This window comes from Thermoleptolyngbya sp. PKUAC-SCTB121 (genome assembly GCF_016919485.1).
GTDB classification, from domain to species: Bacteria; Cyanobacteriota; Cyanobacteriia; order Elainellales; family Elainellaceae; genus Thermoleptolyngbya; species Thermoleptolyngbya sichuanensis.
This window is the reverse complement of record NZ_CP070366.1, coordinates 5,300,347-5,320,079: the sequence shown is the minus strand read 5'-3', so window position 1 is coordinate 5,320,079 and position 19,733 is coordinate 5,300,347. Positions and strand designations below refer to the sequence as shown.

General features: G+C 54.3%; 19 protein-coding genes. 10 read left to right on the top strand and 9 right to left on the bottom strand.

What is annotated here, in order from left to right:
- Nucleotides 1-154 precede the first annotated feature (154 nt).
- Nucleotides 155-955: an RMD1 family protein gene (locus tag JTM80_RS21760; protein WP_172353467.1), complete on the top strand. Its 801-nt coding sequence runs from the start codon at nucleotides 155-157 to the stop codon at nucleotides 953-955.
- A gap of 21 nt (nucleotides 956-976) precedes the next feature.
- Here JTM80_RS21760 and JTM80_RS21755 read toward each other — a convergent pair whose 3' ends face one another.
- Entirely contained in the window at nucleotides 977-1,333 is a 357-nt protein-coding gene (locus JTM80_RS21755) for a DUF1815 family protein (RefSeq protein WP_172353466.1), read from the bottom strand.
- Between the two features lie 851 nt (nucleotides 1,334-2,184).
- Entirely contained in the window at nucleotides 2,185-3,018 is an 834-nt protein-coding gene (gene menB, locus JTM80_RS21750) for a 1,4-dihydroxy-2-naphthoyl-CoA synthase (RefSeq protein WP_068510707.1), read from the bottom strand.
- Nucleotides 3,019-3,689: 671 nt separating this feature from the next.
- Between menB and JTM80_RS21745 the strand changes: the two genes are divergently transcribed.
- Complete coding sequence (locus JTM80_RS21745; protein WP_205370287.1) at nucleotides 3,690-4,100, top strand: Mo-dependent nitrogenase C-terminal domain-containing protein; 411 nt, start codon at nucleotides 3,690-3,692, stop codon at nucleotides 4,098-4,100.
- 278 nt (nucleotides 4,101-4,378) lie between these two features.
- Here JTM80_RS21745 and JTM80_RS21740 read toward each other — a convergent pair whose 3' ends face one another.
- Together JTM80_RS21740 and JTM80_RS21735 are read right to left on the bottom strand one after the other, a co-directional pair.
- Nucleotides 4,379-5,110 (bottom strand): response regulator transcription factor, encoded by a 732-nt coding sequence (locus tag JTM80_RS21740; protein ID WP_172358719.1) that lies wholly within the window; start codon nucleotides 5,108-5,110, stop codon nucleotides 4,379-4,381.
- A 359-nt stretch (nucleotides 5,111-5,469) separates the two neighbouring features.
- On the bottom strand, nucleotides 5,470-5,916 hold the full coding sequence (locus tag JTM80_RS21735) for an SRPBCC family protein (RefSeq protein ID WP_172353464.1): 447 nt from the start codon (nucleotides 5,914-5,916) through the stop codon (nucleotides 5,470-5,472).
- Nucleotides 5,917-6,083: 167 nt separating this feature from the next.
- On the opposite strand from JTM80_RS21735, the gene JTM80_RS21730 reads away from it, so the two are divergent.
- The 6 genes from JTM80_RS21730 to bioB all read left to right on the top strand — a co-directional run bounded on the left by JTM80_RS21730 (nucleotide 6,084) and on the right by bioB (nucleotide 11,964).
- Entirely contained in the window at nucleotides 6,084-7,259 is a 1,176-nt protein-coding gene (locus JTM80_RS21730; RefSeq protein ID WP_205370286.1) for an 8-amino-7-oxononanoate synthase, read from the top strand.
- A complete protein-coding gene (locus JTM80_RS21725; RefSeq protein ID WP_172353462.1) occupies nucleotides 7,243-7,962 on the top strand; it encodes an alpha/beta fold hydrolase in 720 nt (239 codons plus the stop codon). The genes JTM80_RS21730 and JTM80_RS21725 overlap by 17 nt, the downstream gene beginning before the upstream one ends.
- The gene (locus tag JTM80_RS21720; protein ID WP_172353461.1) at nucleotides 7,959-8,786 is read left to right on the top strand and encodes a methyltransferase domain-containing protein; all 828 of its coding nucleotides are present in this window, start codon (nucleotides 7,959-7,961) and stop codon (nucleotides 8,784-8,786) included. Before JTM80_RS21725 ends, JTM80_RS21720 begins: the two co-directional genes overlap by 4 nt.
- A 14-nt stretch (nucleotides 8,787-8,800) precedes the next feature.
- Nucleotides 8,801-9,424 (top strand): dethiobiotin synthase, encoded by a 624-nt coding sequence (gene bioD / locus JTM80_RS21715; RefSeq protein WP_172353460.1) that lies wholly within the window; start codon nucleotides 8,801-8,803, stop codon nucleotides 9,422-9,424.
- A gap of 16 nt (nucleotides 9,425-9,440) precedes the next feature.
- Entirely contained in the window at nucleotides 9,441-10,736 is a 1,296-nt protein-coding gene (gene bioA / locus JTM80_RS21710) for an adenosylmethionine--8-amino-7-oxononanoate transaminase (protein ID WP_205370283.1), read from the top strand.
- 238 nt (nucleotides 10,737-10,974) lie between these two features.
- On the top strand, nucleotides 10,975-11,964 hold the full coding sequence (gene bioB / locus JTM80_RS21705) for a biotin synthase BioB (RefSeq protein WP_172358718.1): 990 nt from the start codon (nucleotides 10,975-10,977) through the stop codon (nucleotides 11,962-11,964).
- 70 nt (nucleotides 11,965-12,034) lie between these two features.
- Here bioB and JTM80_RS23640 read toward each other — a convergent pair whose 3' ends face one another.
- The 5 genes from JTM80_RS23640 to JTM80_RS21680 form a co-directional block, all read right to left on the bottom strand.
- A complete protein-coding gene (locus tag JTM80_RS23640; protein ID WP_290427108.1) occupies nucleotides 12,035-12,988 on the bottom strand; it encodes a M23 family metallopeptidase in 954 nt (317 codons plus the stop codon).
- A 292-nt stretch (nucleotides 12,989-13,280) separates the two neighbouring features.
- Entirely contained in the window at nucleotides 13,281-13,895 is a 615-nt protein-coding gene (locus JTM80_RS21695; protein WP_172353458.1) for a hypothetical protein, read from the bottom strand.
- Nucleotides 13,896-13,966: 71 nt separating this feature from the next.
- Entirely contained in the window at nucleotides 13,967-15,610 is a 1,644-nt protein-coding gene (locus JTM80_RS21690) for an AarF/ABC1/UbiB kinase family protein (RefSeq protein WP_172353457.1), read from the bottom strand.
- 176 nt (nucleotides 15,611-15,786) lie between these two features.
- On the bottom strand, nucleotides 15,787-16,062 hold the full coding sequence (locus tag JTM80_RS21685) for a UBP-type zinc finger domain-containing protein (RefSeq protein ID WP_172358716.1): 276 nt from the start codon (nucleotides 16,060-16,062) through the stop codon (nucleotides 15,787-15,789).
- A gap of 165 nt (nucleotides 16,063-16,227) precedes the next feature.
- Complete coding sequence (locus tag JTM80_RS21680) at nucleotides 16,228-17,442, bottom strand: HhoA/HhoB/HtrA family serine endopeptidase (protein ID WP_172353456.1); 1,215 nt, start codon at nucleotides 17,440-17,442, stop codon at nucleotides 16,228-16,230.
- A gap of 946 nt (nucleotides 17,443-18,388) precedes the next feature.
- Here JTM80_RS21680 and JTM80_RS21675 point away from each other — a divergent pair.
- Both JTM80_RS21675 and trpA read left to right on the top strand, forming a co-directional pair.
- Nucleotides 18,389-18,736 carry a DUF3007 family protein gene (locus tag JTM80_RS21675; protein ID WP_172353455.1) on the top strand — a complete coding sequence of 116 codons (348 nt, stop codon included), beginning with the start codon at nucleotides 18,389-18,391 and terminating at the stop codon, nucleotides 18,734-18,736.
- 152 nt (nucleotides 18,737-18,888) lie between these two features.
- Complete coding sequence (gene trpA / locus JTM80_RS21670) at nucleotides 18,889-19,689, top strand: tryptophan synthase subunit alpha (RefSeq protein WP_172353454.1); 801 nt, start codon at nucleotides 18,889-18,891, stop codon at nucleotides 19,687-19,689.
- Nucleotides 19,690-19,733 lie beyond the last annotated feature (44 nt).

The window sequence follows — 19,733 nt, the reverse complement described above, 5'->3', positions numbered from 1 at the left end:
CTAGTTTTCAGGCATGATCAGCCCAGCAACCCACCGCCTTCCAGAGAGACAACGCTTTGGACAGAGCCGTTTCTGGTTTTTAATCATGCGACAGCAAGAAGGTGAGTAGCGGCTTGCGCTGGTTTAGAAAGACAAGCCTATTGAAATTCACCCCATGCAAAAGTTACTATTTCCTGACAAAGACGCAGTTAAAGGACGCGCAATTTTTCTTGGAGAGCGCCTCGACTTGCGAACGCTAGAAGCAACCACACCCCTCGGACGGCAACCCTTGGCGATCGCCGCTGGAAGCGATGGCTGTGTGGTTCTCTTTAAATATGGCGCAGTGGTGCTATTCGGGTTAGACCCCATTGAGGAAGCCACTTTTTTAAATAACTTGAAACCCTTAGTGCAGGAGCCGTTCAGCAAGCCTGAAACCGAGGAAGCGACCCTCCGGATCGAGCCGTCGCGAGCGGGGCAGGTGGAAAATGGCATTATCTCGCTGCAAGAATTTAGCGTAGAGTCGCTGCAAGTGGTGGCCGATGTGCTGGCTAAGAGCGTGGTGCTGGCACACTACGAACTGGGCACAGCTAGCGTCTTCGACCAAATCGAACCCTTCGCTGCGGGGCTACAGCGCACCACCAAAAATGAGCGCTGGGGCAAAGAGCTCCTGCGGCAGCTCGGACGGACGTTATCCATTCAGCATAAAATCGTGGGTCGGGTCGAAATTATCGACAAACCCGACCTGCTTTGGGAAGCACCCGAACTGGAGCGACTTTACGCCCGCTTAGAAAATGAGTATGAAATCCGCGATCGCCATCAGGCTCTAGAACGCAAGCTAGGACTGATTTCCAGTACAGCAGAAACAGTATTAGATCTACTCCAGCACAACAGCGGCCTGCGCGTAGAGTGGTACGTTGTTGTGCTGATCGTAGTGGAAATACTGCTGTCGTTTTACGACATCTTTGTCAAGGCCTGAGCACATAGCCCGCAGACTGCCCTAGGCTGCTCCACCCGAAACCCGTACCAGCGAAACATGCCCATCGGACGGCTTAATCTGGAACTTTACGAGGTTCGCCAATTCTTGAAGCTGGCTAATTGCCTCCGCGCCTTCGAGCTTCATTAGCTCGCGATCGTCGCGCATTTCTGTCCAGGTAATGCCATAGTCTGACACCAAAAAGCGGATCAGGTGGTTCTCGCCCAGACTCACCATAAAGGACGCGCTGTTCATCTGACCGCCGCAGGTATAGCAAGATGCGAGGTAACCCTGGCGCTCCAGCACAATGGCCAATGCCTGGAGATTCATTACCAGGTCATGTACAAACCGACGGTGCTGTTCTGCAAGTCGCAAAAACATCTTCGACCTCCAATCACCACACTCTATAACATCACATTCGACTATTCTAGATTGTCGTAACCTTCTTTTAGGTATTTGTAGCTATTCGAGACACAATTGCCTCGTCCTAAATATTAAAACATTCTTACGAAAAAGGAGCTTATAGCGAAAGTATGAGAAGAGGTTGAAAATCCTGACTTTTAGGACGCTAGCTTAGTTCTAAAGCCCTATAGATATCTCCGGTCACACTCGGCATGATCATCAATAAATTCCTATGGATGATCAAACAACCCTCGGTGAAAAAGTATGCTCTCTCAATCTGATCGCCGCAGACACCCCTGAACAGTCCTAACCGATATCCCTATATCCCTTGGTCAGCCAGCTTATGCAAGAGGAAAGCGACCTAATTCGACTTCAGAACCCACTCTACCGCTGTCTACAGCCTGATCCCATCGGATTCCGTAAGCCTGCACCGCTCACAACCACATCTTTACCCCAACTTCGTAAAGCGACCTACCTGGCAGATAAGACTCCACAACCCAAGTCGTAAGAAGGTAAAACCCTGCCCACTCAATTTTTCACTAGATTCAGACTCTGAGCCAGCTCGGAGCAAGAGCTTTATAGCGCCTGTACCTGTGGTGTTTGCGATTCTGCCAAGAACTCGTTCAGTCGGTTCTGTTGAATTCTGCCTGTTAAATCCTGTTTGTTAAATTCTGTTGGACTACGCGACTTTACTCCTCAGAGCGTTGCTCCCAAACACATTCTAGTTCGGGATCTTTGAAGTGGGAAGTTTAATCAGGATTCGATGATGAAAGCTGTTGGCGTGATCTCCATGTTCGAGCGATCGCCCCAAATGTCTCCAACGCTTGCGTTCAGGGTAGCCAGGGATATTGACGAAAATCGGGCGATCGCTTTTCCAGAAACGCCTGCTTGCCCTCGCTGCCTTCTTCTGTCATGTAATAGAGCAGCGTTGCATTGCCCGCTAGCTCTTGCAGTCCCGCCTGCCCATCACAATCAGCATTAAAGGCAGACTTCAGGCAGCGGATGGCGATTGGGCTTTTCTCCAGAATTTCCTGCGCCCAAGCGATCCCCTCGGCTTCCAACTGCTCCACAGGCACAACACAGTTGACGAGTCCCATATCGAGGGCCTGCTGGGCGGTGTACTGGCGGCAGAGATACCAGATTTCTCTCGCTTTCTTTTGTCCAACAATGCGGGCCAGATAGCTAGCGCCAAAGCCCCCGTCAAAACTGCCGACCTTGGGCCCAGTTTGTCCAAAAATGGCGTTATCTGCGGCGATGGTGAGGTCGCAGACAACATGGAGGACATGGCCGCCGCCAATGGCATAGCCCGCCACGAGAGCAATCACCACCTTGGGCATCGTGCGGATCAGTCGCTGCAAGTCCAGTACGTTCAGCCGGGGCGTGCCGCCTTGATCTAAATAGCCACCCTGACCGCGCACGCTCTGATCCCCGCCCGCGCAAAAGGCGTATTTCCCGTCCGTGTGGGGGCCCGCTCCGGTCAACAGCACCACCCCAATCCGGGGATCTTCGCGGGCATTGCTAAAGGCATCGTACAGTTCGGCAACCGTCTCTGGGCGAAAGGCATTGCGCTTGTGGGGGCGGTTGATAGTGATTTTGGCGATGCCATCTGCCTTGTGGTAGAGGATATCTTCGTAGCTTTTTGCAGTCTGCCAGTCTGCGTGCATGGTAGGGATCGATGCCAGAGAAAAGTGAGTGGGTAAGTTAGCGAGAACGCCAGCACAGGAAAGTTAAGAGAAAGCAAGCAACCGTGCAAGAAACATTGGTGGGCGATCGCCCTACGAGCCTACCACGTTGTGCGATCCCGCAGTTGACCAATCCCAACCCTACCCCACCCCAGAACCCCCTACCCCCTTACAATTCTTCCGCTTCGTTCTTCGTTCTTCCCTCTTCGTTCTTCCCTCTTCGTTCTTCGTTCTTCGTTTTTCATTTTTACGGCCTACAAAGCACGTAAATTCCCCAGTAGGGCGATCGCATTACTGCCAGAATTCCGTAATCCCACGCGAATCCTTCGATTAGGCAGGGGGCAATCTGAGGGCAGAGCAGCAGAGGGCGATCGCAGTGTGCCCATCAACCTCTAGCCGTAGCTTAGAAAGCTCGTAAATTATTCACACTGCAATGTCTACAGCACTACCCCAACTTCATCAATAAAGCGTTAGGTTGGTTGCAGTAGCGGCTCTCTACAGCTTGTAGAAAAGGTTAACTAACAGTTTCTTATCCGCTCCTTTTGCTGCCTTCTCGCGGTTTACTTAGCGGTTTACTTACCGGATTAACGCAAACTTAGCGCAAAGTCCTTCTCTCACCGTCACATCCCTCCATTGCAGGGCGAGGTATTGACATGAATTGGTCGCATTACAGAACCCCGGATCTGGCGCTCTCTAGCTGGACATGGCTCCCCAACGACGCTGCAACAAGTCACTCCAATACAGCCCCCCAGCCCCCAGCCACGCTCTACAGAACAGCATTTGTTGCACCCTCGCTGCGTCCGCAGTGTGCGCCATTGCAACCCCTACGCCAATGGCTCAACAATATTGAAATTTCAAGTGAAGCTCAGGCCCGTCGGATTTGTCAGGCGATCCCCGCCCGGTGTCCCTTCGAGCGAGAGGTGCGGGTCTTGGGGAAAACGATTCTTCGGATTCCGCCGCTGTGTAAGCTCAATCCCGTCTACGAAGAGGTTGTAGCGCTTCGGTTTCGGGCACTGTGTTATCTAGCAGACAAATGCCGGGTAGATGTAACGCCCTACTGCTAAGCCGGACGCATTTACGGATTCGCTGGGGCTTTGCCGAGAATCGACAAACGCCTATGTTAGTTCTCGAATTTGAACTGGCGAATTTGAACTGACAGATTTGAACTGGTGAATTTGGATTACCAATCAGGCGGTGCGGGGCTTCCAGCAATTCTATCCGTAGCGCCATTTGGGAGCATTGAGACAGACCCGCTTCACAACGTCCCAAAAACGCAAGAGTGCTGATGCAGCACTCATACCCCTGCGCCGGACATGCACGACGATCTGTACGTCTACCGTCTCTATACTTCTGCCGTCTCTGCCGAAGCAGCTGTGGCTGGAAGCTCCAGACAGTAGCCTGCGCCGTAAACCGTTTTGATATAGCGGGGATGGCGGGGATCAGGCTCTAGCTTGGTTCGCAGATGCCGGACATGAACCCGAATCGTCTCAATATCATCGTCGGGATCATAACCCCAGACTTCCTTCAGAATTTCGCTAGGGGAAACTGTCTGCCCATGCCGTTGCAGCAGGCAGTGCAGTAGCTCGAATTCCAAATGGGTGAGCTTTACGGTCTGGTCAAACCAGATAGCTTCTAGCCGCTCTGGCACCAGCGTCAGCGGGCCATAGTTCAGGATTTCCGTATGCTTTGCTGCCTGGGGAATGCGATCAGTGCGGCGCAGGAGGGCGCGGACTCTCGCCAGCATTTCCTCCACCTCGAAGGGCTTGGTGAGGTAGTCGTCTGCGCCCGCATTGAAACCTTCCACCTTGTCTTGGGTCTGACTGAGGGCGGTGAGCATTAGCACGGGGATGTCGGCTGTGCGCTCGTCTCGCCGAAGCCGCTGGCACACGGTAAAGCCGTCTACCTTGGGCAACATCAGATCGAGCATAATCAGGTCGGGCAACAGTTGCAGTGCCAACGCCTGACCTTTGACCCCGTCTGCGGCCTGGCTCACGTCATATCCAGCCATTTCTAGATTGACGGCTACTAGCTCTGAGATGGAAACGTCGTCGTCGATTACAAGTATCCGAGGCATCATTAAAAACTGGGTTTAACGTTTAGAAATTCTATGGAATCTATTGTTTTTATAACGGATCAATAACAAAAGCTACAAAGCCGTTCAAACATTTGTAGAACTTAAACAAAATATACGAGCAATTCTAAATTTTTTCTGCTCAAAATGCACCCTCCCGGCTGGAGGCTGGATCAGGAGCCTGCAAGCTAATACGAGAGATGGCTTGGTAGGGAGTTGCTTGAAGAACCAGAGCAGGCATTGCTCAGACCTTGCGCGATCGCTCTCTGCCCGCCCTCTGTCCTTGTGAATTAGGAACTAACCTTGCGTCGCAGATTTTGCGCCGAAATTCTTATATCGCCTAGCGCCAGAGATTTTTTCGATTAGCTCGACAACTCTGCCCGTAGCGCGTAGTCGCGGAATCGGTTGAGATCGGCTTGCAGCGTCGATTCCACCAGGCGACCCAGAAACAGGTTGTCCATCACTTTGCCCAAAATACCGGGGATCGCGTAAGACACCGTGAGCTTTACTACGCTGCGATCGCCCCGATCGTAAAACCGGATTGCGCCCCGGTTGGGCAGTCCGTCCACCGATTCCCACTGCATGATCTGGTGTTGCACCAGCTTGGTGATACGGGACTGCCAGCTAAACTCGAACCCACTAGAGGCCAGCTTCCAGCGCGACAGGTCCGGGTTATCTGGCTGAATTGTCACTGAGTCGATCCACTTCATCCACTTGGGCATTTGCTCTAGGTCAGACCAGAGTCCCCACACCCGCTCGATGGGCGCTTCGACTTCGACTTGAACGGTGTGATCTAACCAGTCGGCCATGATGGGAGAATGAGAAGCTGCGATCAGTTGGGGCTACTGCTTTACTCTACAAAGTTTCTGGGGAAGAGGGAAGGAGGAAGAGGGAAGAGGGAAGAACGAAGAGGGAAGAACGAAGAACGGAGCTGCTTTGAAATCGGCAGGCATGACGATATTGGCGATTGGCGGGAATGGGGCAAGAGGACAAGTTTGCGTTTGTTGAGGCGTTTTTGGAGGGGCGATCGCGCCAGCAAACGAGGCGATCGCTCCAAGGGGTTGTGCCGCTCGATGCCGTCCATGTGCAAAAGCAGGGCAAGACCTTGGTGAACTTTAGCGCCAATGACTATTTGGGATTGTCCAAACATCCGGTGCTGATTGCCGCTGCCCAGGACTATACGCAGCGCTACGGCACGGGTGCAACTGCGTCGCGGCTGGTGACGGGCAGTTTCGACATTCACCAGCAGCTAGAGGCGGCGTTGGCGGCGGACTGCGGACGCGAAGCGGCGCTATTGTTCAATTCTGGGTTTCAGGCAAATGTAACGGTTTTGGGGGCGCTGCTCGACCGACATGCGCTGGTCTTGTGCGATCGCCTAGTTCACAGCAGCTTGCTCAACGGCGCACTAGCCAGCCGCGCCACGCTAACCCGCTATCGGCACAACGACCACGAGCATCTGGAATCGCTGCTGCGACAGGCGGTGAATCAGCGCTACAGTCGTGTCGTGATTGTGTCGGAAACGGTGTTCAGCATGGATGGCGATCGCGCGGATGTCGATCGGCTTGTTCACCTGGCGCAGACCTACGGCGCGATTTTGTATCTGGACGAGGCCCACGCGATCGGGGTGCTGGGTGCAGGGGGAATGGGGCTGGCGATGGGCAATCCTGGCGTAGATCTGGCGATGGGCACGCTGGGCAAAGCCTTTGGTGCGTTTGGTGCGTTCCTGGTTTGCTCGGCGCGACTGCGGGACTATTTGATCAACGCCTGCCCCGGCTTTATTTACACCACGGCGTTGCCCCCTGGCGTGATTGGGGCGATCGCCGCTGCGCTGAAGCTGATGCCCAGTCTGGAGGGCGATCGCCAGAGGTTGACCCGGCACGCAGAGACGTTGCGAAACCAGCTTCGGGCGGCAGGATTCGACACCGGGCCATCCTCCACGCACATTATTCCTATCATGCTGGGCGAGGCGGAACGGGCGCTGTCCCTGGCTCAATGGCTAGAAACCCAGGGCATCCTTGCTGCGGCCATTCGCCCACCAACGGTTCCCCAGGGGACGGCACGACTGCGGCTCGCACTCTCTAGCCAGCACACCAGACAGCATTTAGGATCATTAATTGGCGCGTTGAGGAACGGGCATGGGCAGCGGCATTGAGGCGATCGCCTATCACGGCTGGGGGTTTGACGCAGACCTGTGGCAGCCGTGGGCGGCGGCGTTGAAAACTGCGGGCGTTGAGGTGCAACTATTCGACCGGGGCTATTTTGGCTTGCCCAATCAGCCCGGTTTTAGCCAACAGCCTTCCCGTAAAGTGATTCTGGCTCATTCCTATGGGCTGCATCTCTGTCCAGTTGAGCAGATGCATCAGGCCGATCTAGTGCTAGTCTTCAGCGGATTTTCATCGTTTCATCCGCTGTCGGGGCGATCGCGCGATCGCTCAAAAAGCATTCTACAAATCATGATTCAGCAGTTTGAAAAAACACCGAGCCTGGTCTTGCAAAACTTCTACAAAAAGTGTTTCTCACCCGTCGAGATTGATCCAGCCTGGTGTGAACCTTCTGAAAGTTTTCGGGTTCGCGAAAATCGGCTCAATTCTGCACTCTTGCTGCAAGATTTGCAACGGTTAGATGAGTCGATTCAGAATCTCGACCACTTGCCGCAAACATCTTATGCCATTGCCTTTCATGGACAGAGCGATCGCATTGTTCCATTTCCAGATACCCCTGAGCAAGCCACGCATCTGCTGGCGAGGGCGGAGTTTATCTCGATTCCCGATGCCGGACATCTGCTGCATTTAACGCATTTTGAGCGCTGCTGGGAACGAGCGATCGCCGCTATTCATTCTCTACCTCCCGCATGATTTTAGAAAACAGCGCTAATGCTTTAGAGAAAACCCATGCAAAATGCCAGATTGAAGAAGCCTTTGGACAAGCTGCAAAGCAATATGATCAGGCAGCTTTGGTGCAAAAAGAATGCGCGGCCTGGTTGCTAGAGGAACTCGATCGAGTGCGTCCTGAACTGACTTCTGGAAATGTGATTGAGCTTGGCTGCGGTACGGGTTTTTTGACTCAAGGATTAGTAAAGAAGATGGGCGATCGCCCTCTGGAAATTACTGACTTATCCCAATCAATGCTCACCGTGTGCCAGCAGAAAGTTTCTCAGATCAGCCATTCCTCTGAAATGACCTTCAGAACCCTTGACGGCGAACTTTGGCAACCCATTTCCAGGAGCTATGCGTTGATTATTAGCAGCTTCGTCGTGCAGTGGTTTCAGCAGCTTGAGCCTGCGCTAGATCGCTGGATTTCTGCCCTCAAACCGGGCGGCAAAATTCTCATCTCGTTTCCGACCTATCACAGTTTTCCAGAGTGGAAAGCAGCCTGTCGAAGCCTGGACTTACCCTTTACCGGAAATCCCCTGCCTGATCCGGGGGCGATCGCCCAATTCCTCGCATCTCGGCCTGTTCAAACTCGATATTGGCAACAATCCATCGGCATTTCCTTCACGTCTTCACGCGATTTCTTCCGAAGCTTAAAGCAAATTGGTGCGGGAACTAGCCTTTCCCAAACCAAGCTTTCCATTTCAGACTTTAAACAGTTGGTTAGCGCACTCGATGAATTTGCAAGTCTTTCCGGAGGAATTCACTATGACGTAGCCTATTTCACTATTTCTCGCAATAAACTTTAACCAAAGATGCCGTCATGTTTCCAGAAAAATTCTTCATTACAGGAACCGATACTAACGTAGGAAAAACGGTCGTCTCTGCCTTGCTAACTCTTGGGCTGAATGCGTCCTATTGGAAGCCGATTCAGTCGGGGCTTGATCCGATCAGCGATACGGATTACGTGCGGAAAGTCACTGGTTTAGATGACTCCCATTTCCTGCCAGAAAGGTTCACGCTAACGCAGCCCCTCTCTCCCCATGCCGCCGCTGAGATTGATGGCGTTCAGATCTATCTTTCCGATTTTCAGCTACCCTCTCAACTGCCATATAAACCTCTCATTATTGAAGGGGCAGGTGGGCTAATGGTGCCGCTCAATGAAGAGGATTTTGTGATTGATTTAATCCGACAGTTTCAGCTTCCGGTTTGTCTGGTGGCTCGCAGCACGTTGGGTACGATTAACCATACCCTGCTGTCGCTGGCTCAACTGCGGCGGATGGAAATTCCTATCTTGGGTGTGATTGTGAACGGCCCCAAAAATGAGGGAAATCGAGCGGCGATCGCCCACTACGGCAACGTGCCCATTCTTGCAGAACTGGAGCCACTGGCCGAGGTCAATCCCGCTACACTCAAGCAAGCATTTGATCAGCTTTTTCGAGCTTAAATACCTTTTTAAAGCCATGCATCCTCACATTTGGTATCCATTCACCCAAGCGAAAACGGCGCTGGAACCGCTAAAGGTCAAATCCGCGCAGGGTGTTTGGCTAGAGCTAGAGAATGGGCACAAAATGATTGACTGCATCTCAAGCTGGTGGGTCAACACTTATGGACATTGCCATCCTAAAATTGCTGAGGCAATCTATCAGCAGGCGCAGCAGCTCGAGCAAGTCATTTTTGCTGGGTTTACCCATGACCCCGCAGAGCAACTGGCGGAAAAACTAGTCGCAAAACTGGGCGCTCCGTTTAATCGGGTCTTCTTTTCTGACAATGGCTCAACGGCGGTCGAAGTCGGGCTAAAGATGGCGTATCAATACTGGGTGAATCAGGGGCAGGCAAGAAGCACATTTCTAGCATTTGATGGAGCCTATCATGGGGACACCTTTGGCGCAATGTCAGTGGGTGCGCGTTCCTTATTTTCGGCGGTGTTTTCCAACTTGCTATTTAACGTGGAGTTTGTTCCATTTCCCTCAACCTATTGGGGCGATCGCACGGCTGAAGAAACAGAAGCAAAGGTGCTTTCAATCCTTGAGAAAGCGCTAGATGAACGGGGCGATCGCATTGCAGGAGTGATGATTGAGCCGCTGGTGCAGGGAGCGGGTGGAATGCGGATGTGTAGACCCCAGTTCTTGCAAAAACTGAGGGCGATCGCCCAGTCTTTTAACACACTGCTGATCTTTGATGAAGTGATGACGGGCTTTGGGCGCACGGGGGATTGGTTTGCCTGTCATAAAGCAGGCGTTTCGCCTGATATTCTCTGTCTTTCTAAAGGAATTACGGGCGGCTTTTTGCCGTTTGCTGTAACAGTCTGCTCAGAAGAAATTTACCATGCATTCTATGATGACGAGCCGCTGAAAACGCTGTATCACGGACATAGCTATACGGCCAACCCGCTGGGCTGTGCGGCGGCGCTGGCAGGGCTAGAGCTAATGACTGAATACGAGCCGCAGTTTCGCAGTATGGAAGCAAAACATCATGCACAGTTGGCTCAGTTGAAAGACCATCCTGCTGTTGAAAAATTGCGCGTTACGGGCACGATTGCAGCGATGGATCTGGTGACCCAAGAACGATCGGGATACCTCAACACAATTTCGCTGGAAATTCGTCAGCGGGCGATCGCCAAAGGTCTGCTGCTACGTCCACTTGGAAACGTTCTGTATATTCTGCCGCCCTATTGTATCTGTGATACAGAGTTGGCCCAAATCTATCAGGGAATTGGAGAAATCTTGACGGATTTGTCCAAAGATTTTCTAATTTGAAGTCACCTGAAGATTCAGGCTTCACGCCCAATTTTCAGCACCCACAATCAGCACCCACAATCAGCACCCACAATCAGCACCCACAATCAGCACCCACAATCAGCACCCACAATCAGCACCCACAATCAGCACCCACAATTAGATTCCTGAAAGCTTCTACCCGCTAGAGGGTCACCCGCTAGGGATATGATGAGAACCTGCCCTGATGTTTGCGTCAAGACCTATGGCTGCGTCTTCTATCCCTGTACTGCGCCACGACTGGACAACTGAAGAAGTTCTCGATTTGCTGCAACAGCCGCTGATGGATCTGGTGCATCGTGCCCAAACGATCCACCGTCAGTTCAATCCGCCAAACCAGATTCAACTGGCGACGCTGCTGAGCGTGAAGACGGGCGGATGTTCGGAAGACTGCGCCTACTGCCCACAATCGGCCCATTACAGCACCACCGTCGAGCCACAGCCAATTCACTCGGTAGAAACAGTGCTGGCGGCGGCGGAACGGGCGAAGGCGGCTGGGGCATCGCGCTTTTGTATGGGCTGGGCGTGGCGCGAAATCCGGGATGGCAAAGCGTTTGATCAAATGCTGGAGATGGTGCGGGGCGTGCGATCGCTCGGCATGGAGGCCTGCGTGACAGCGGGAATGCTGACTGACACCCAGGCGGAAAAACTGGCTGCGGCGGGGCTGACTGCCTATAATCACAACCTCGACACCAGCCCCGAATTTTATGGGCAGATCATCACCACGCGCACCTATGGCGATCGCCTGCAAACGCTGGAACGGGTTCGGCAGGCGGGCATTTCGGTCTGCTGCGGCGGCATCATCGGCATGGGTGAGGGGCTGGGCGATCGCGCTCGGATGCTGAGTATCCTGGCTAGCCTGAATCCGCATCCCGAAAGCGTACCCATCAACGCGCTGGTGGCCGTGGCGGGCACGGCGCTAGAAGCTCAACCACCCATCGACCCGCTGGAACTGGTGCGGATGTGCGCCGCTGCCCGTATCGCCATGCCCAGGGCGAGGGTGCGCCTCAGTGCCGGACGCAGCCAGCTCAGCCGCGAAGCCCAGGTCCTGTGCTTTTTGGCAGGGGCAAACTCAATTTTCTATGGCGATACGCTGCTGACGACGGGCAATCCCGCAGAAGAGCGCGATCGCCAACTGCTGGCCGACATTGGCGCAGAGCCGCTGGTATCTTGCCCAGAAACCACCCCAAAAAATAGCGTGAAAAAATAGCGCGGGCAAGAAGCCTACGCTATTGAAGAATTCAGAAGAGCTTCAGAAGAGTTTAAACTGTAGCGGCTGTCTACTCTTCTGCTTCTTCCGTGCGGGCAATTTGCGTAGGCATTTGCGGTAGCCCCTGGGCAGTTTGCTGGCCGCTGTACATGGCTCGCAGCACTAGTGCCGGGTCTACCCAGTTGTTGTCATACTTCAAACCCCAGTGCAGATGGGGCCCAGTGGTGCGACCCGTCATGCCGACACGCCCCACTCGCTGGCCGGCGTAAACCGTCTGCCCCTCGTAAATTTGGATGCCGCCTGCGCGATCGAGCATAGAGCGGCGACCGCCTGTGCGATCGACTCGCCCTTCCATGTGGCAGTAGATGCTGAGCCAGCGCCCAGCCTCCACCACAACCGAAGTGCCGCAGTTTGAGTCGTCCGTGACTTCTACCACTACGCCCGTTGTCCAGGTGCGGATGTAGCTGCCCTGGGGTGCGGCCATATCCAGACCGTAGTGAAACTCGTTGTAGTTATAGCCTTCAATGGAGCGGCGATAGCCAAAGGGCGAGGTGTATGCCTGGAACTGCTCTAGCGGGAAGGAAACATTGCTCCACTCGTTGCGGGCGACCACCTGGGCAACGTCAACGGAGGATATGTTCTGAGCCTGTGCGCCCGGTTCGCCTACGCTGATCGCTGTGGGATTGGCGCTGGGTCTGATGGGCTGGATCGTTCCCGTAGCGTTGGGGTTGAGCGTGGGAGTTGAGGTGGTGGAAGCGGGCTGGGGCGATCGCCGCAGTCTGGGAAAAATTGACCGAGTGGAGTCCGCAGGAGCCAGGTCACGGGTAGAAGGGTCGGTCACCTGGGGCATGAAGCGGTCGGCAGGCACAGCACCGGGCGTAGTGCGGATCGCGTTCTGGGTTGCTAAGGCATTGAGAGAGCGGGCTTCGCTCATTTTTTGATGGGCTTCTACTACGACGAGCAGAGAGAGGGCAATGCCAGCGGTTAGCAGAAATTTTCCTAAGTTGTTTGAAACTTCTCTCATGACGGAAATAGGTACAAGTCCAGTTCGGTTTCCTATGCCTTACAACCGCCAACATCGTACATCAGAATAAAACCGCTGAATTAAGAATTTTCTATCAAATCGTCATCCCCCGTGTGGGTAATTGATGAAGACTGATAGGGTGAAAAATAGTCGTTTAGAAGGTTGTTTGGGGCATTCGGCAACCTTTAAGATTCCCGGTTTGCACCTAAAACCGCACATTCTTGAAATAAAGAACGAATGTCCGTTTAAGAAATCAATTCAATTGTACTATATAAAAGTTCAATCAAAGCGACTACACGCCGAACTTTTGATCGGTTTCCGCGTCTTTTCTAGGCATTCCAATTTTTTCAAGTCCTTTCCTGGTAGGTACCCCGCCATCTGTAAATGTCCAAATATTCTGCCTGGGCTGAGGAGCGTAACTAATGTGAATGGGCCGATTGCCCCCATAGTAGTACAGCGAGTCAAACGGCAATCGCTGCTCTAGAATCCACTCTACAAGGCGATCCGTGCTATCGCTCAGACTATCAACACCGCTCTCCAACCCCACAATCCGAAAATCACAGGCAGCACCGAGGCGTGAACAGTAATACTTGCCATTTCGGTTCTTCTCATGTGCCATGTGCTGATCCCGGCTTGGGTCAACCCGCCCATTCTTCACCCCTGTCTTTGGGTCTTTCTGAGCCAGAAACCGCTTCAGATCCTTTGAACAAAAGCCATAGGTCAACTGAAACCGCTCCCTGCCGAAGTGAGCAATCACAGGGTCAAGGATATGCTGGCACAGCGCCTCTAAAGCTGGGATGGTTTCTTCCAGGTTTTCGGGGTATGGGGCAATCTGATCCGCATACTTCTGGTAGGTTTGCGTGCAGGTGCAAAACTCCTCCAGTGTTAGGTATTGACCAATCTGCATCGTGCTCGCCCTCTAAAACCATGCAAAGCCATGCTAGAGCTAGAGGCCGCTAATGAGCTAATGAACTGAGTTTAGCGCAGCCGCCCCGATCGCAGGATGCTGATAATTAGCCATAGCCCCAGGATGCTGGCGGCGGCAAACAGCGCCTCGCTGATCCACACCACGCGGCTGACGGGGGCGTTTGCGGTGATAATCGCCGCGCCCATGATTAGCGCTCCCACCACAATGCTGAAGGAGAGCCGATTGGCAGAAGAATCCACGGTGCGGCGCAAGGTGTCCAGTTCGCGCACGGTCAGGTTCCAGTTCAGCGTTTCAGAGGTGACGCGGTCGAGCAGCAGTTCAACTTGGCGGGGCGATTGCAGCGACAGATTTTTCACATCCAGCAGCGTCCGCAAGAAGGCAGGCAGCGGCGCATCGCCCACCAGCTTGCGGCGAAACAAATCGGTCATCAGCGGGCGAATTTGCTCTGAAAAGTTGAATTCGGGGTCGAGCGTGCGGGCAACGCCTTCTAGATTGGCGATCGCCTTTGCACATAGCCCCAGGTTTCCTGGCACGCGAATCTTGTTCTTTCGTGCCGCTTGCAGCACCTCATAAAACAGCAGGCTGAAGTTAATCTGCCCCAGGTTGAGGCTGTAATACTGCCGCAGCAGCCGCTCATAGTCTGTTTCTAGCCGCGTCAGGTTAATGGGTTCCTCCGAGGGCGCCAGTTGCAGCGTGAGCTGAGCGCAGCGCTGAGCATCCAGGCTGACAATGGCCAAGATTAGCTCCAGCAAGATGTCCTGCGTGCGGGGGTCGAGCCGCCCTACCATGCCACAGTCCAGCAGGGCCACGCGCCCATCGCTGAGATAAAACAGGTTGCCGGGGTGTGGATCGGCATGGAAGAAACCGTCTAAACAAACCTGCTGGAAAAAGGCTCGGAGCAACAGGTTGGCGATCGCCCGTTTCTCGGATCGCTCGTCTTCTGCGGGGGCAAACTCTGCCAGCAGCAGCGGCTTGCCGTCCAGCCACTCCATCACCAGCAGTTGGTCTGTCGTATGCTCCCAGATAATCTGCGGCACCACCAGTTGGGCCGGGTCAAACCAGCGGCTGCGGCCCAGATTGCTGCGGAGTTGGTCGGTATAGGTTGCCTCCTGGGTAAAGCGCAGTTCCGCCCGCAACGCCTGGGAAAATTCTTCTGCCAGGGTCACCACGTCGTAGAGCTTGCCAAATTCGGTTTGGGCCACTAGGCTGGCGATCGCCCGAATCAGGGCAATATCCTGCTCCACTACAGGCAGCAGCCCCGGCCGCTGCACCTTCAGCGCCACCTCGCGGCCGTCCTTGAGCGTGGCCCGATGGGTTTGAGCAATCGACCCCGCTGCCACAGGTTCCGGGTTAATCGCCAGAAAGACATCTTCCACAGGGCGCGAAACCGATTCTCGAATCACAGCTTCAATTTCTGCCCACTCTACAGGCGGAACCTTTGCCTGGAGCGTGCTGAGCGCCTCGATATAGTCTGGCGGCAACAGGTCAGGGCGCGTACTCAGCAGTTGCCCCAGCTTGACATACACCGGCCCCAGGTCTACCAGAATATTTCGCAGCACCGCAGGCGTGGGCAGCTTCGGCTCGTCCAGCTTGCCGCCCGACAGCAGCCGCCGCATATAGTCCCACCCGTGCCGCAGCACAACCTCAGCGATTTCGCCTTGACGGGAACTGGTCTGGACAAGTTGAGAGAGCATCGATACACTTCCCTGGACTGCCGTTGGCGTTTACAAAAAAGCCCCGCCACCTCTACAGCCTAGCGGGGTTTGTCGAGTTTGGGGTTAAGGTTCGGTTCAGCGCGGCTCAAAAGTCTGGCGCAAATCTGACACAAGTCTGGCGCAGTGCGTCTGTTGCGATGGCTGCGGGCGCAGACTCAATACTCTTTTGCGGCTTCGTCTACAAAGCACCAGAGCCAGCCTTCGCCCAATTCTGCCGAACTCATGACCGGATGCCCCGTTTCTTCGTAATGGCGGCGGGCGTGCTGATGTTTTGACGAATCGCAGCACAGCATCTTGCCACAGGTCTGGCAAATTCGCAGATGCACCCACTGGCTGTTGATCCGGATGCATTCTTCACAGCGAAAGACCGGAAAATTTGCCTTGGGAATGAGCGTTTCAAGGGTCACATTGTTCAAATGTTCGCAGGAGATGGGGGGAGGTTGAGGGGAGGGTTGAGGAGTGCGGTTCCGGAGTCGGGAATGCACCGAAACGTTAGCGAAACTCTAGCACGGTTCGCCTGACTCTTGGTCGGATGCCCCAATAGCCAGCGGCCTTCGCGGCGGGGCGATCGCCCCTCAACCCCTCACTCCTCTTCCCTAGTTCCTGGCTTGATTAGGCAGCGGTTCTGGCGTGATATTCAGGCTAATGGTCTGCCCATTGCGGCGAACTTCGACCGGCAGCGGGCTACCAATGCGGCTGTTTTCGACCACCTGCTGCACCTGTTCCGAAGCGGTGACGGGCTGCTGACCCACTTTGGTAATTACATCGCCAGCGCGAACCCCTGCACGAGCAGCGGGGGAGTTGTTTTGCACGCGCACCACCAGCACACCCCGGTCTTCCTGAACCCGAATCGGGCTATTGGGGTCGTCGTTGATGTTTTGCTTCAGTTCAGGGGTCAAGTTGACCATTTGCACACCCAGATAGGGGTGATCGACCCGACCCGTAGCAATGAGCTGGTCGGCAATGCGCTTGGCAGTGTTAATCGGGATCGCGAAGCCGAGGCCCTGGGCGTTGGCGCGGATGGCGGTGTTAATGCCGATGACCTCGCCGCGCTCGTTGAGCAGGGGCCCGCCAGAGTTGCCGGGGTTGATGGCTGCGTCGGTCTGAATAAAGCTGGCCCGCTGATCGGGAATGCCGACTTGGGCGCTGCTGCGGCCTGTGGCGCTGATGATGCCTGCGGTGACGGTGCTATTCAGCCCCAGCGGGTTGCCAATGGCGATCGCCCACTCTCCCGGACGCAGCAAGTCGGAGTTGCCCAGTGTTGCCGTCGGCAGGCGATCGCCCTCAATCTTGATGACGGCAACATCGGTGACGCGATCGCCCCCTAGCACCCGTCCCTCAAAGGTTCGTCCGTCGCTCAGGGTCACCGTCACCCGGTCGGCCCCATCCACCACATGGGCATTGGTGATAATCAGCCCGCTAGCGTCGATGATTACGCCAGAGCCAATGCCTTGCTGTATGCGAGACGATGGCGGCATCCCTTCTTCGCCAAAGAAGCGTCGGAAGAAGGGATCGTTAAACGCCTCAGGAACGCGCCGGGTCACGGTTCGTGAAGAGTCAATCCGCACCACGGCCGGGCCAACTCGCTCGGCTGCGTTGGCAATAAAGTTTGACCCACCAGAGGCAAACGCCGCCGCTGCGGAGGGCGCAGAAACCGCCGCCGGAGCCTGCACCTGGCTAACCACGGATTCTGCGGGCATTGGTGTAGAAGCAATAGGAGCCAGCGCTTGATTGGCCAAGAGGCGATCGCCCGCTACTACCGCTCCAGCTCCCACCATTGTCAGAGCTAGATAGATCAAAGACTGTTTCATGGAAGATTTGCGCTCAGGCTTTCTAGAGGTCGTCACGGTGTCAGATTCCTCGCTATATCCAATTGTTCCCAAAATTTTTGTAGATTCAGGAAAGTGTCTTTGGTTTGAGGCAGTGGCGCTGAGGCATGACCACAAAATCGCCCCCAACACACACTGCCCTAGTGCTGAAATATGAATGCTGCGATACGTTTAGACAGCTATTGGTAGACAATGATTAGGCAACTGCTCTAGATCATCAGGTTAGATTGCCGGGTGAGGTCATTAAGCATCATTCTCTTCATAATTTAATCGGGAAATTTGTCAATCGAATGACAAGGCTGTCACAACCTTATGAAAAGATGCAACTCAGCCTTGAGCCTGCCTTTAGACGTAGACTGACTCTGGAGTTTGTCATCTGACTGCCTGACACATCTCTGGAAACCCCTGATTTCTCGTAGGGGACGCTGGCCCAAAAGCTCCTCTGACCAAGCCCTCCGGCTCCAACTCAGGAGCTATGGGCTTCGATCCCAAGACAACGAATTTTCTGGGCTTTCGGGACTTGTGTCAGGCAACCAGGTTTGTCATGCAAAGTTCATCCCCCTTTCACGACAGCGACAAACCTGGTTGATAACTTGAAATCACAGGTGAATGAATGCTCAGGGAGTCGGTTGTCCTGCACGAAAGCTTTTTCGGCATCAAAGCAGGGCCCCTCGGCTCCCTCTTTTTTTATGTTTTTTGGAAGCGGACGTGGCCATGATTTCTCTCCAGCGCAGCCGTCTTCAGTTTCAAAAACCGTTAGGGCTTACACAGTTGGAGAATTTCTCGCGGGCGCACTTGCGAGAAATCCTTCAAGACCCAGAAACCTTATCGTAAGTGCGTAAGTCCTAAACCGTTTTAGGATATCTATAATCTAGACGGTTTACCTCTAGCTTTTTCAAAAACCTCTAAGCCTGGAACGCTGGTCTGAATGCGGCGAATTGACGTGATCTTGATTGGGGTGGGTGTGTTTGCGGCGGGTGGCATCGTCTATGTCGTGTTGACTCGCCTGGGATTAACCGACCTCGATGCGGGCATCTGGACGCAGGCGGTGCTGACCATCGGGCTATTGGGCTGGCTGGTGACGTATCTGTTTCGCGCAGTCACCCAGAACATGACCTATAACCAGCAGCTCAAGGACTATGAAGATGCCGTGCTGCAAAAGCGACTGGATGCGATGACCCCGGAGGAACTGGCGGCGCTTCAGGCAGAGCTAGAGCAGGAAAAGGCGGCTGACGAAAACGCAGCGCTGGATGGTAAGGTATCTGGTGATCCTTAGGCGCGGCGATCGCCGCTCATGGCTCTAGGTGATAAATTCTAGGTGAAAAATTCTGGGTAGCAAGCTCTGGGTAATAAGCTCTGGGCAGCAAACTCTGGGCAACAAATTCTAGACAACGGCCCAGGCTTATAAATAAATCTACAGGACACAGCATGAAGTCGGTTTCAGATTGCATGGGGGCATTGCGCGATCGCGCTCAGTGTGCGCTCATTCCATTTATTACAGCGGGCGATCCTGATTTGGACACCACAGCCAAGGCGCTGCAAGCCCTGGATCGCAGCGGTGCAGATCTGATCGAACTCGGCGTGCCCTACTCCGATCCGCTGGCGGATGGCCCGGTTATCCAAGCAGCTGCCTCGCGGGCGCTCCAGCGCGGTGTGAAGCTAGAAGACGTGCTGGAACTGGTCAAAACCGTCAGCCCGACATTACGAGCGCCGATTATTCTCTTCACTTACTACAACCCGATTTTGAACCGGGGTATTGAGTCTTTCCTGAAACGGGCCTACGAGGCCGGTGCGCGGGGTCTGGTGGTGCCAGATTTGCCCCTAGAAGAGATGGACAGTGTGCTGAAACCTGCGGCAGACATTGGCATTGAGGTGACGCTGCTGGTTGCGCCGACCAGTCCTAAAGAGCGCATCCAGGCGATCGCCCAACAGGCCCAGGGCTTCATCTATCTGGTCAGCGTGACGGGGGTGACGGGAATGCGATCGCAGGTGGGCGATCGCGTGCAAGATCTGCTGCTAGAGCTACGCAGCGTCACAGATAAGCCCATCGGCGTTGGCTTTGGTATTTCAGAGCCGAGTCAGGCGCGGCAAGTCATGGAGTGGGGTGCAGATGCCGTCATCGTCGGCAGCGCCTTTGTCAAACGCTTGGCAGAGGGCGAACCGCATCAGGCCTTGGAATCAGTTGAAACCTTTTGCCGCAGCCTGAAGACATCGCTGCAAGAGGCATAAAAATTGAGCGCTTGATTGGGCATTTGTTGGGATGGGCAACTCAC

Excerpts from the sequence above, each read along its gene's own strand:
- JTM80_RS21725 (WP_172353462.1), top strand. The coding sequence starts at position 7,243 with ATGGGCAGCGGCATTGAGGCGATCGCCTATCACGGCTGGGGGTTTGAC.
- JTM80_RS21760 (WP_172353467.1), top strand. The coding sequence starts at position 155 with ATGCAAAAGTTACTATTTCCTGACAAAGACGCAGTTAAAGGACGCGCA.
- JTM80_RS21755 (WP_172353466.1), bottom strand. The coding sequence starts at position 1,333 with ATGTTTTTGCGACTTGCAGAACAGCACCGTCGGTTTGTACATGACCTG.
- JTM80_RS21680 (WP_172353456.1), bottom strand. The coding sequence starts at position 17,442 with ATGAAACAGTCTTTGATCTATCTAGCTCTGACAATGGTGGGAGCTGGA.
- menB (WP_068510707.1), bottom strand. The coding sequence starts at position 3,018 with ATGCACGCAGACTGGCAGACTGCAAAAAGCTACGAAGATATCCTCTAC.
- JTM80_RS21740 (WP_172358719.1), bottom strand. The coding sequence starts at position 5,110 with ATGCCTCGGATACTTGTAATCGACGACGACGTTTCCATCTCAGAGCTA.
- JTM80_RS21745 (WP_205370287.1), top strand. The coding sequence starts at position 3,690 with ATGAATTGGTCGCATTACAGAACCCCGGATCTGGCGCTCTCTAGCTGG.
- JTM80_RS21695 (WP_172353458.1), bottom strand. The coding sequence starts at position 13,895 with ATGCAGATTGGTCAATACCTAACACTGGAGGAGTTTTGCACCTGCACG.
- bioA (WP_205370283.1), top strand. The coding sequence starts at position 9,441 with ATGCATCCTCACATTTGGTATCCATTCACCCAAGCGAAAACGGCGCTG.
- bioD (WP_172353460.1), top strand. The coding sequence starts at position 8,801 with ATGTTTCCAGAAAAATTCTTCATTACAGGAACCGATACTAACGTAGGA.
- JTM80_RS21730 (WP_205370286.1), top strand. The coding sequence starts at position 6,084 with ATGGGGCAAGAGGACAAGTTTGCGTTTGTTGAGGCGTTTTTGGAGGGG.
- JTM80_RS21720 (WP_172353461.1), top strand. The coding sequence starts at position 7,959 with ATGATTTTAGAAAACAGCGCTAATGCTTTAGAGAAAACCCATGCAAAA.
- trpA (WP_172353454.1), top strand. The coding sequence starts at position 18,889 with ATGAAGTCGGTTTCAGATTGCATGGGGGCATTGCGCGATCGCGCTCAG.
- JTM80_RS21690 (WP_172353457.1), bottom strand. The coding sequence starts at position 15,610 with ATGCTCTCTCAACTTGTCCAGACCAGTTCCCGTCAAGGCGAAATCGCT.
- JTM80_RS23640 (WP_290427108.1), bottom strand. The coding sequence starts at position 12,988 with ATGAGAGAAGTTTCAAACAACTTAGGAAAATTTCTGCTAACCGCTGGC.
- JTM80_RS21675 (WP_172353455.1), top strand. The coding sequence starts at position 18,389 with ATGCGGCGAATTGACGTGATCTTGATTGGGGTGGGTGTGTTTGCGGCG.
- JTM80_RS21735 (WP_172353464.1), bottom strand. The coding sequence starts at position 5,916 with ATGGCCGACTGGTTAGATCACACCGTTCAAGTCGAAGTCGAAGCGCCC.